Consider the following 10,717-nt stretch of genomic DNA (forward strand, 5'->3'; position numbering starts at 1 on the left):
CTCGCAATCATGCTCTTGCGGTCGGCGAACGCACGTGATGAGTGTACCGCGAACGGAGAACCCCGATGCCCGACGCCGCCAATCATCTGACCTTCGCGCTGATCTGCCTCGGCATGGTGCTGACGCCTGGGCCGAACATGATCTACCTGATCTCGCGCTCGCTGTCGCAAGGGCCGAAGGCCGGGCTGATCTCGCTGGGCGGCGTGGCGCTGGGCTTCCTGTTCTATGTGCTGTCGGCGGCGTTCGGCATCACCGCGCTCATCTTCGCCGTGCCTTACGCCTACGACGCGCTGCGCATCGTCGGCGCGCTTTACCTGCTGTGGCTTGCCTGGCAGGCGCTGAGGCCAGGCGGCCGCTCGCCGTTCCAGGTCCGCGAGCTGCCGAAGGACAGGCCGCGCAAGCTGTTCGTCATGGGCCTGATGACCAACCTGCTCAACCCGAAAGTGGCGGTGCTCTATCTCTCGCTGCTGCCACAGTTCATCAACCCGGCCAAGGGTCACGTGCTATCGCAGCTTCTGGTGCTGGGCGTGACGCAGATCTCGATCAGCCTCACCGTCAACGCCATCATCGCGGTGACGGCAGGCTCGATCGCCACCTTCCTTGCCGGACGGCCGTTCTGGCTGGTCGTCCAGCGCTGGATGATGGGCACCGTGCTGACCGCGCTCGCCCTGAAGATGGCGACCGAGGCGCAAAGGTAGCTGGCGAGGCCCCTACATCGGCCGACGTACCGGCCGGATCTGCTCCGGCTCGACCACCTTGCGATAGAGATGCCAGGTCGCGTGGCCGAGGATCGGCATGACGACGGCAAGGCCGGCAAACAGCGGGATCGAGCCGATCACCAGAAGCACGGCGACCGTCAGGCCCCAGAGCGCCATTTGCAGCGGATTTGCCATCACCGCGCGCGCCGAGGTCTCGATCGCCGAGACGGCGCCGACGTCGCGGTCGAGCAGCAGCGGGAAGGCAATCACGGTCGTGGCAAGCACAATGACCGCGAAGACGAAGCCGGCAGCATTGCCAAGCAGGATCAGCGTCCAGCCCCTGCCGGTCGTCAGCACGTCGCGCAGGAAGGTGCCGACGGAAGCGGGCGGCCCGGCGCCGAACAGGCCGGTGTAGATCGATTGCGCGGTGAACAGCCACAGAAGGAACAGGGCGAAAAGCAGGACGCCGATCACCGCGATCGAGGGCAGCGCGGGCGAATGGCGCACGTCGAGCGCATGGTGCCAGCGGCTGCTCATGCCGAGCTCGCGCCGGCGGCTGATCTCATAGAGGCCGATCGCCGCGAAGGGTCCGATCAGCGCGAAGCCCGACATCAGCGGATAGACGAGCTGGATGGCGTTGGAGCCCGACGACCACTGCGTCAGGATCAGGCCGACGATCGGATAGATCAGGCACAGGAACACGTAGTGCGAAGGCTTGGCCCAGAAATCCTCGGCGCCGAGCCGCAACGCATCCCACAGATCAGACGTGGTGATGTGGCGCACCGTGGGCTGCACATGCATCCCTCGCGCGTCCGCCATGACATGAAAACCGGCCATAACCGTCCTCCGTATTGCTCGGGGGCGGTCACCGCCTGGGTGGCCGCTCCGTGGCTGCCACTTTCAAGAAACGCTGCGATCATAGCCGATCTTCCGGGCAATGTCGCCGCTTTACGCGATTTTCACCGCCTGCCCGGCAAAAGCCATGATCGCCGGTATCAGAGGCCGAATGACCAGCCTGACCACCGAATCCCTCAATCCAGACAGACGCACATTGCTCAAGGCCATTGGGCTCAAGGCCATCGGCCTTGCGGCGCTTGGCGGCATTGCCGCCTGCGGCAGCGTCTCGCTGCCGACCGGTGGACGGGCCGGCGTATCGTCCTCCGCCACCACCACGTTGAGCACGATCCGCACATCGGCCGGGCTGCCGGCACTGGTTCCGGATACACAGCTCGAACAGGCAGCGCTCCAGCAGGCCGGCTACATGGCCTCGCGCGCCCGCATGAGCCACACGACCGGCTGGGGCAAGGATTTCGCCTCGCGCATGAAGGGCAACGGGGTGCGCGGCGCCGCAGGCGAGAACATCGCCGAGGGCCGCTTCGACCAGCGAAAGCTGTTCGACATCTGGATGCATTCGGACGGCCACCGGCGCAACATGCTCGATCCGGACTTCAGCCGATTCGGGTTGGCCTATGTGCGCGACGGCCGCGATCCCAGCCTGCGCTACTGGGCGCTGGTGCTGGGCAGGTAACGCCGCGCCAAATCTCCCCCCTTGCGGGGGAGATGTCGCCGAAGGCGACAGAGGGGTCGCCGCGCATAGAACGCCAACCTCCATCTGCACAAGCAAGCCGAGCCCAGTCGGACCGACCCCCTCTGGCCTGCCGGCCATCTCCCCCTCAAGGGGGGAGATTACGCGTCGCAGATGCGTCGCGATGAAAATCAATCCATATGCGCTGCCGGCGCACCGCCGGCCGGCGCCGCCTTGGGTTTGCGCAGCAGGACCACGAACGGAACGGCAATCAGCGTCATCACCATCAGGATTTTGAAGTCGTTGATGTAGGAGATCATCATCGACTGGACGTTCACCAGCCTGTCGACCTGCGAAAGCGCGGCGGGGTCGCCGCCTGCGGCCGCCGGCGAGGCAGCCCACAGATTGGGGTTGTACGGGTTGATGAAGGCTCCGAGCTCGCTGTGGTTGATCTGCGTGTTCTGCACCATGAGGGCCGCAACCACCGACACGCCGATCGAGGAACCCAGATTGCGCACCAGGCTGAACAGCGAGGTGGCGTCGGTGCGGTAGCGCGCGTCGAGCGTGGCGAAGGCGACCGTCGACAGCGGCACGAACACCATGCCCATGCCCAGACCCTGGATGACGCCCGAAGAGATGATCAGCCAGTTGTCCATCTGCGGCGTGAAGCTCGCCATGGTGTAGAGCGACTGCGCGGTGAGCAGGAAGCCGATGGCGACCAGGATACGCGCGTCGATCCGGTGCATGATGCGGCCGACGAACAGCATCGAGATCATCGTGCCGACGCCGCGCGGCCCCAGCACGACACCGATGGTCACGGTCGGGTAGCCGAAGATGTTGGCGAGCATGGGCGGCAGCAGCGACATCGAGGCCAGGATCAGCACGCCCATGACGAAGATGAAGCCCAGCCCGGTCACGAAATTGCGGTCGAGGAAGATCTTTGGATCGATGAAGGGATGTTCGGACGTCACCGTATGGATGATGAACACCCAGAAACCGGTGATCGACAGGCCGAGCTCGATCCAGATCTCGCTCGAGGAGAACCAGTCGACTTCACCGCCGCGATCGAGCAGAAGCTGCAGCGCGCCGACGCCGAGCGAGAGCATGGCGAAGCCGAAGAAATCGAAGCTGCGTGTGCGTTTTGCGATGCTCGGCAGGTAGGCGGCCATGCCGATGAAGGCGAGGATGCCGACCGGCAGGTTGATGAAGAACACCCAGCGCCAATTGAAGTTCTCGGTCAGCCAGCCGCCGAGCGTCGGGCCCAGGATCGGCCCCAGCATGATGCCGGCGCCCCAGATGGCCATCGCCTGGCCGTGGCGTTCCCTGGGATTGATGTCCAGCAGGAAGGTCTGCGACAGCGGCACGATCGCGGCGCCGAACACACCTTGCAGCAGGCGGAAGAGCACCATCGTCTCGAGGCTCCAGGCGAGGCCGCAAAGCATGGAGAAAATGGTGAAGCCGACGACGGAGGCTAGGAACAGTTCCTTGCGGCCGAGGCGATCGGCAAGCCAGCCGGTGACCGGCGTCATGATCGCCGCGGCCACGATATAGGAGGTCAGCACCCAGTTGATGTTGTCGGGCGAGGCGCCGAGGTCGCCGGTCATGGTCGGCAGCGCAACATTGGCGATCGTGGTGTCGAGCGCCTGCATGATCGTCGCCAGCATCAGCGCGACCGTGATCAGGCCGCGATGCGGCACTTCCTTGAAGGGTTCGGGCGTGCTCATGGTGACGAAATTCCAGCAGGTAACAAAAACGTGTACATTGGGTTTCCGGGCGGCAAGGCCTTCCGTTGAGAGACCCTCATCGCGGTGGGACGCGACTATCGATGTGGGGGTTACATCGACCGAAAGTCTCTACTTGAGCGGATGCCTGCCGCCCGGAAACCTGAGAACCGATGGGTCCGTGCCGAAAGCTTCAGCTTGGATCGAGCCGCGACGCGACCGCCTTCAAACGCTCAGCTTTCCCACTCCTCCCATCAGACCAATCCCCTGCTCCAACTCTGTTTTTCCCCGCAATTCCGGACGGAAAACCGCTTCACGCTTTTCCTGGAATTGCTTCGACTACTCAGCGTTCTCGCCGGCCGTCGCGTGACCGAAGATCGACGGCAGGCCGCGCGCCACGCCGGTGTCGACGGTGACCGTCGCGCTCATGCCGGTACGAAGCGCCATCTTGGCGTCAGGATCGGTCAGCTCAAGGCGCACGGGGATGCGCTGGGTGACCTTGACCCAGTTGCCAGTGGCGTTCTGGGCGGGCAGCAGCGAGAACTCGGCCCCGGTGCCTGCGCCGATCGCCTTGACCGTCGCCTCGAAGGTCTTGCCCGGATAGGTGTCGACAACGATCTCGGCCTTCTGGCCCGGCTTCATGTTGGTGAGCTGGGTCTCCTTGAAGTTGGCGTCGATCCAGATGTCGCCGGTCTCGACCAGCGCGAAGAGCGGCGTGCCGACGGAGACATACTGGCCGACCTTGAAGGACGAGGCCTGGTAGACGACGCCGTTGGCCGGCGCCTTCACCGTGGTCTGCGCGAGGTCGTAAGCGGCCTTGTCGCGCGCGGCTAAAGCCGACATCACCGTCGGATGCTTGTCGGTCTCGATGTCCGGGTTGCCGCCAAGCGCCGCCTTGGCGCTGACGATGCCTTGCTGCGCCACGGCAAGCTGCTGCTTGGCCTTGTCGAGGTCGTTGCGGGCCTGATCCAGCGACGACTTGGCGTTGATGCCTTTCTGGGCGAGATCGGCGGCGCGGTCATATTGCGACTGCGCGTAGTCGACCTCGCTGCTGGCCGACCTTTCCTGCGCCATGGCCTGGCTGTAGGCGGCGCGCAGCTGCTCGACATTGAGACGCGCGGCGGCAACCGCTGCGTCGGCCTGGGCCAGCGAAATTCTGTAAGGCTCGGGGTCGATGACGAAGAGAAAATCCCCCGCCTTGACCATCTGATTGTCGGCAATGCCGACCTGGACGATGCGGCCGGCCGTATCCGAGGCGATCGAAATCCTCGCCTGCTGCAAATTGGCGTTCTCGGTCTCCTGGTAGCGCCCGCCCGTCACCCAGACATAAGCGCCACCGGCGAGCAGGGCCAGCGGCAGGGCGACCATCAAAAGGAAGCGGCCGGTACGGCGCTTCTTCTTCGGCGCGGGTGCCGGCTGGGGCACAGGCGCCACAGCGACTGGAGTTGCCGCCGGCTGCGCCGGCGCTTCCATTTCAAGCTCGGTGACGTTGTCGTCTATTTTCTTGGCCTGCGCGTTCATGCCGTTGCGCCTTCCGTATTCTTGATCTTTTCCAGGGACGACGTCTCGCCGTCCGTCAGATTCTGCACGATGGTGTCGAGCACCCGGATCAGGACGCGGCGTTCTTCCGCCGATACGCCGGTCAACGATTCCTCGTAGACTTCGCCGGCAAGGCTCTTGACGTCGGCATAGGCCGCGTTTGCCTTCTCGGTCGGGAAGATCATGCGCACGCGCCGGTCGGTCGCATCCTGCCGGCGTTCGATCCAGCCGCCCTCTTCCATGCGGTCGACCAGGCGCGAGACGCTGATCGGCTCGATTTCGAGCAGCTCGGCGAGCCGCGCCTGGGCCACGCCCGCCTCCTTGGCGACGCGGACGAGAAGCCGCCACTGTGCCGACGACAGGCCGAGCCCGCTGGCGCGCGCCTCGAAGCGCTTGCGCATGAGCCGCTGCACGTCGTGGATCAAAAATCCCAGTCTGTCGATGCCGTCTGAAACCATGAGCGGCATATATAATAAGCGTGCTCACTATTCAAGCGGAATGCGTTGTTCCAGGAGCCGGCAAATCGCATGGCAGCCATGCGACGGGCTCATGGTTGTCGGCCGCTAAAAACGAGCCTCAGGCAAGCATGCTGAAATCCGGGTCCGGCCCAGCCTTGAGCTCAAGGAGCCTGCCGACCACCATTTTGCCGATTGGCTGCCGCAGCCTCAGGCGCTTCGCTTCCGCCATCTGCACGTCGAAGGGGGCAGCATGATTGCGCTGGAAGAACTCGAACATCCTGCGGCGTGCAAAGGCCTTTGTCCTGGAGGTCGAGAAGATGCTGAAGCTGCCAAACGAGGGCACCACCTGATGATTTCTGGCCAGCGCCACACCAAGGGCAAACTGTTCCAGCGTATGCGAGTCGATCTTCCCCAACAGTCCGCGGATGACGCGGTCGGCACAATCGACGCTCGCCCGCATGTCCCGATGCAGGCCCATCACGGCCGAACTCCAAAGCGGCGCGCTTGGCGACAAGACGAGACCGTCGTCCGCAAATAGATTCTTCGGTAAGCCGGCAAGGCCCCGATAGTGCGACTTCGGTGACCTGTTCACCGCCCCTTCGTTGCGGAACAGAACCGCCCTCCCCGGCGTGACGCGGCCGATGTCGATATTGGGATTGCCGGTGAAAGCGATATCGCTGTCGATGTAGAGCACGCGCTCGAAGCCACGGCCCAGCACGTCATGCATGACGCGGTTCTTGATGCGGAACCAGTAGCGGCCTTCGAGTGACCAATCGCTGATCTGCTGCAGCGTGATCGGCACGATCTGGAACGGATAGTTTCGGAACAGCTCAGGACGATCGGTGTAGATCACGATCGGACTGGCATCACCTTTGTAGGCGCTGATCAGCAGAGCTGCGAAAATCGCGCTATAGTGATAGCCAAGTCTGTCCCCATAAGCAATTATGACATAGGCTTCTGGCGCATCCGTCACGGCAGAATCGCCGCCGACGGCGCTAACAACGTTAACCCCGGAACGCATTACAAATTACCCCTCGACTGCTTCCATCAAGCAGTCTTCCCAACCCGCGCTCTCTATACTGAAAGAGCCGCAACAGCGCTAGCCCCCAGCGGCGACCGATGCTTGGTGCAGATTTCGTCACCCGCGCACGGCAAATAGCCCGTCGGCATTACACCAACATTGCGCTCACGGGGCCTGCCGGCGCGTCCCGTTGTTTTCGCCAAGCGCGTTTTGCTGCATAGATGCGCCGGCGCGGGAGGGCGAATCCATGATCGATATCTGGCAGGTGGGCATTGTGCCGGAACCGATCGGCAATGCGCTTGCCGCGCAAGGCCTGGACAAGAGCCGCGCCGTCTGGCTGCCGCCGCAGGGGTCGTTCCGCTTCATCGCCGATCCGTTCGGCCTCTTCCACGGCGACCGCTTCACGGTGCTTGTCGAGGCCTATGACTACCGGGTGAAGCGCGGCGAGATCCATTACTACAGCTACGACAGGGACTGGACGTTGCTTTCGCGCGGCGTGGCCCTGAAGGAGCCGTTCCACCTCTCCTACCCGTTCCTGATCCGGCAGGGCGCGGACATCTTCATGCTGCCGGAGGCCTACCAGAGCGGGCGGCTCACGCTCTACAAGGCGATCGATTTTCCGAAGGCGTGGCAGCCGGTTGCCGTGCTGCTCGACGAGCCGGCAGTCGATGCGACCATCTTCCACCACCAGCAGCGCTGGTGGATATTCTATGCCCTGCATGGCCCTGACGGCAGGGACACGCGAGAGCTGCACGTCGCCTTCGCCGACAGCCTGGCCGGCCCGTGGCGCAAGCACTCGCAAAATCCGGTGCGCACGGGTCGCGCGTCATCGCGGCCGGCCGGCTCGCCCTTCGAGCAGGACGGCCAGCTCCATTTCCCGACGCAGGACTGCACCACAAGCTATGGCGGCGCCATCAACCTGTTGCGCGTCGAGCGCCTGACGCCGGAGGAGTTTTCGGCCGGCATCGTCAAGCGGCTGTCGCCGGAGGGCTGGCTCGCCGGCTTCGACACTGGCCTGCACACGCTGTCGGACGGCGGCGGCGTCACGCTGATCGATGTCCGGCGTATCGAGCGAACGCCGATCAGGCACCTGATCAAGCTGCAATACTGGCTGCGGCGGCGGCTTGAGGCGATGCGTTCATAACCAGGCGTCAACCGTCTGAAAATTCACCGTGTTTTTTGCCGCATGCTGGTGCCGTCCGGCCTCTTCGTGATACAGGTAGAAGCGTGGATCGGGGGATCAACGCAATGCCGACGCTCTATGTGCTCAAGCCGGCTTTCCAGGACAGGCTGCGGCCGCTGGTCAGGAGGCTGGCGGCAATGGGCATCACGGCCAACGGCATAACGATACTTGCCGCTTTGCTGTCAATTGCTGCCGGAACGGCGATCGCGCTTCTGCCGGGTTGGCGCATAGTTCTTCTTCTCATCCCCATCGTGCTATTCGTTCGCATGGCGCTCAACGCCATGGACGGCATGCTGGCGCGGGAGCATGGCCAGGCCTCGACGCTCGGCATGTATCTCAATGAAATCTGCGACGTCGTCTCCGACCTCGCGCTGATCCTGCCATTTGCCGCCTTTGGGCAGCTTGGCGCCTGGGGTGTCGTCGCCTTCGCCATCGCCGCCATGCTCACCGAATTCGCCGGCGTGCTCGGCATCGCCGCAGGCATCGGACGCAACTATGCCGGGCCGTTCGGCAAGAGCGACAGGGCGCTGGCGCTCGGCGTGGTCGCGGTGCTTTGCGCCGCCGGACTCTGGCCGGCATCGATCGCGCCGTTTGTGTTTCCAGTCATGGCAACGCTTTCGCTGCTGACCGCCATAAACCGGATACGCGCCGGTCTTATTGGCAGCGCCGGCTGAGCATCGAGGCTCGCCATGCCGCCCGGGGGAAACACTATGCTTCACGAACCGATCGCCACCGCGCCGGCGCAACGCCTTGCGCGGCAAGCGGAGGAACGCACGTTCCGCAGCCATGACGGCACGCAGATATTCTATCGCTTCTGGCCGGCCGCTTCGGCAAAAGCGAAAGGCGCGGTCGTGCTCTTCCATCGCGGCCACGAGCATGGCGGCCGCATGGCGCATCTCGTGGACGAATTGCGCATGCCCGACCATGCCTTCTATGCGTGGGACGCTCGCGGCAACGGCCGCTCCGAAGGTGAGCGCGGCTATGCTCCTTGCTTCGCGGCGCTGGTACGCGACATCGACTGCTTCATGCGCGAGATCGCCGCCAGGGACGGTTTTGCCGCGCAGGACATCGCGCTGATCGCGCAGTCCTTCGGCGCGGTGCTCGCCGCCGCGTGGGTGCACGACTATGCGCCGAAATTGCGCGCCATGGTGCTTGCCTCGCCCGCCTTCTCGGTCAAGCTCTACGTGCCCTTCGCCAAGGAAGGCATCGCGCTGTGGCAGAAGATCAAGGGACGCTTCTTCGTCAATTCCTACGTCAAGGCGAACCTGCTCACCCATGATCCGGTGCGCATCGCCTCCTTCGAGAACGATCCGCTGATCACAAGGCCGATCGCCTCGAACATCCTCGTCGAGCTCTACCAGCACGCGGCGCGCATCGTCGCCGATGCCCGCGCCATCACCGTGCCGACGCAGCTTCTCCTGTCGGGCAGCGACTGGGTGGTGCGGCATGGCCCTCAGCACAAGTTCTTCGTCAATCTCGGCAGCCGCGTGAAGGAGCGCCATGTTCTGCCGGGCTTCTTCCACGACACGCTGGGCGAGCGCGACCGCGCCAAGGCGCTCGACCTGATCCGGCCCTTCCTCGAAGGGCAGTTCGTTTCGCCGGCCGAAGCCGTCGACCTGAAGCAGGCGGACATCGCCGGCTACACGCGCGACGAGGCCGACCGGCTCGCTTCGCCGCTCGACCTTCTGTCCCCAAAGGGTCTGTACTGGGCGCTCAGCCGGGCGTTCATCCGCATCGGCAGCTGGTTCTCTCGCGGCTTGAAGGTCGGCGTCGGCACCGGCTTCGATTCCGGCTCGACGCTGGACTATGTCTATGAGGACGAGGCGCGCGGCCTCGGGCCGATCGGCCGCATGGTCGACCGGACGTTTCTCGACGCCATCGGCTGGCGCGGCATCCGCCAGCGTAAGCTCAATCTCGAAGAGCTGATCGGCACGTCACTCGCGATGCTCAAGGCCGGCGGACGGCCCGGCCATATCCTCGACATCGCCGCCGGCCACGGCCGCTACGTGCTCGACGCTATCGGCAAAAGCCCTGAGCCGCCGGCCAGCGTGCGCCTGCGGGACTATTCCGACCTCAATGTCGAGCTTGGCCGCAAGCTTATCGCCGAGCGGCAATTGCCGGCAAGCGTCTCGTTCCAGCGCGCCGACGCCTTCGACGGCGACGGGCTGGCCGCCCTCGATCCGGCGCCGGACCTCGCCATCGTCTCCGGCCTCTACGAGCTCTTTTCAGACAATGCGCTGATCGTCCGCTCGCTCGGCGGTCTCGCCCGCGCCATGCAGCCGGGCAGCCTGCTGATCTACACCAACCAGCCCTGGCACCCGCAGATCGAGATGATCGCGCGCAGCCTAACCTCGCATCGCGGCGGCCAGGCCTGGGTGATGCGGCGGCGCACCCAGGGCGAGATGGATCAGCTGGTCGAGGCGGCCGGTTTCGAGAAGCTCGACCAGCGCATCGACCAATGGGGCATCTTCACCGCGTCGCTCGCAAGGCGTGTTTAAATCAAGAGACGGAGCATGATGTCATCCGAAAACCGCTTCACATTTTTCGGCATCATGCTCTAGGACCGTCCGCG

The 10,717-nt window shown here is 64.3% G+C and carries 10 protein-coding genes; 5 read left to right on the forward strand and 5 right to left on the reverse strand.

What is annotated here, in order from left to right; all coding sequences use genetic code 11:
• Nucleotides 1-65 precede the first annotated feature (65 nt).
• Nucleotides 66-698 carry a LysE family translocator gene (locus ABID26_RS32715; protein WP_126100625.1) on the forward strand — a complete coding sequence of 211 codons (633 nt, stop codon included), beginning with the start codon at nt 66-68 and terminating at the stop codon, nt 696-698.
• 12 nt (nt 699-710) lie between these two features.
• On the opposite strand, the gene ABID26_RS32720 is transcribed toward ABID26_RS32715, so the two are convergent.
• Nucleotides 711-1,535 (reverse strand): DUF2189 domain-containing protein, encoded by an 825-nt coding sequence (locus ABID26_RS32720; protein WP_126100626.1) that lies wholly within the window; start codon nt 1,533-1,535, stop codon nt 711-713.
• Nucleotides 1,536-1,704: 169 nt separating this feature from the next.
• Between ABID26_RS32720 and ABID26_RS32725 the strand changes: the two genes are divergently transcribed.
• A complete protein-coding gene (locus ABID26_RS32725) occupies nt 1,705-2,226 on the forward strand; it encodes a CAP domain-containing protein (RefSeq protein ID WP_126100627.1) in 522 nt (173 codons plus the stop codon).
• A 188-nt stretch (nt 2,227-2,414) separates the two neighbouring features.
• On the opposite strand, the gene ABID26_RS32730 is transcribed toward ABID26_RS32725, so the two are convergent.
• From ABID26_RS32730 to ABID26_RS32745, 4 genes are all read right to left on the reverse strand, one after another.
• Entirely contained in the window at nt 2,415-3,947 is a 1,533-nt protein-coding gene (locus ABID26_RS32730; protein ID WP_126100628.1) for a DHA2 family efflux MFS transporter permease subunit, read from the reverse strand.
• A 336-nt stretch (nt 3,948-4,283) separates the two neighbouring features.
• The gene (locus ABID26_RS32735; RefSeq protein ID WP_126100629.1) at nt 4,284-5,465 is read right to left on the reverse strand and encodes an HlyD family secretion protein; all 1,182 of its coding nucleotides are present in this window, start codon (nt 5,463-5,465) and stop codon (nt 4,284-4,286) included.
• On the reverse strand, nt 5,462-5,941 hold the full coding sequence (locus ABID26_RS32740) for a MarR family winged helix-turn-helix transcriptional regulator (protein WP_126102736.1): 480 nt from the start codon (nt 5,939-5,941) through the stop codon (nt 5,462-5,464). Before ABID26_RS32740 ends, ABID26_RS32735 begins: the two co-directional genes overlap by 4 nt.
• Before the next feature lie 118 nt (nt 5,942-6,059).
• The gene (locus ABID26_RS32745; protein ID WP_354417704.1) at nt 6,060-6,914 is read right to left on the reverse strand and encodes a hypothetical protein; all 855 of its coding nucleotides are present in this window, start codon (nt 6,912-6,914) and stop codon (nt 6,060-6,062) included.
• A 295-nt stretch (nt 6,915-7,209) separates the two neighbouring features.
• Here ABID26_RS32745 and ABID26_RS32750 point away from each other — a divergent pair, with 295 nt between their 5' ends.
• From ABID26_RS32750 to ABID26_RS32760, 3 genes are all read left to right on the forward strand, one after another.
• Entirely contained in the window at nt 7,210-8,106 is an 897-nt protein-coding gene (locus tag ABID26_RS32750) for a glucosamine inositolphosphorylceramide transferase family protein (protein ID WP_354417705.1), read from the forward strand.
• A gap of 104 nt (nt 8,107-8,210) precedes the next feature.
• Nucleotides 8,211-8,819, forward strand: coding sequence for a CDP-alcohol phosphatidyltransferase family protein (locus ABID26_RS32755; protein WP_354417707.1), 609 nt, complete (start codon nt 8,211-8,213; stop codon nt 8,817-8,819).
• A 36-nt stretch (nt 8,820-8,855) separates the two neighbouring features.
• The gene (locus ABID26_RS32760; RefSeq protein ID WP_354417709.1) at nt 8,856-10,643 is read left to right on the forward strand and encodes a bifunctional alpha/beta hydrolase/class I SAM-dependent methyltransferase; all 1,788 of its coding nucleotides are present in this window, start codon (nt 8,856-8,858) and stop codon (nt 10,641-10,643) included.
• Nucleotides 10,644-10,717: the final 74 nt, after the last annotated feature.

It is taken from the genome of Mesorhizobium shonense, assembly GCF_040545255.1.
In the GTDB taxonomy this organism is placed as follows: domain Bacteria; phylum Pseudomonadota; class Alphaproteobacteria; order Rhizobiales; family Rhizobiaceae; genus Mesorhizobium; species Mesorhizobium shonense.

Coding starts and splice junctions, on each gene's coding strand:
- ABID26_RS32725 (WP_126100627.1), top strand. CDS start 1,705: ATGACCAGCCTGACCACCGAATCCCTCAATCCAGACAGACGCACATTG.
- ABID26_RS32735 (WP_126100629.1), bottom strand. CDS start 5,465: ATGAACGCGCAGGCCAAGAAAATAGACGACAACGTCACCGAGCTTGAA.
- ABID26_RS32720 (WP_126100626.1), bottom strand. CDS start 1,535: ATGGCCGGTTTTCATGTCATGGCGGACGCGCGAGGGATGCATGTGCAG.
- ABID26_RS32760 (WP_354417709.1), top strand. CDS start 8,856: ATGCTTCACGAACCGATCGCCACCGCGCCGGCGCAACGCCTTGCGCGG.
- ABID26_RS32715 (WP_126100625.1), top strand. CDS start 66: ATGCCCGACGCCGCCAATCATCTGACCTTCGCGCTGATCTGCCTCGGC.
- ABID26_RS32750 (WP_354417705.1), top strand. CDS start 7,210: ATGATCGATATCTGGCAGGTGGGCATTGTGCCGGAACCGATCGGCAAT.
- ABID26_RS32755 (WP_354417707.1), top strand. CDS start 8,211: ATGCCGACGCTCTATGTGCTCAAGCCGGCTTTCCAGGACAGGCTGCGG.
- ABID26_RS32740 (WP_126102736.1), bottom strand. CDS start 5,941: ATGGTTTCAGACGGCATCGACAGACTGGGATTTTTGATCCACGACGTG.
- ABID26_RS32730 (WP_126100628.1), bottom strand. CDS start 3,947: ATGAGCACGCCCGAACCCTTCAAGGAAGTGCCGCATCGCGGCCTGATC.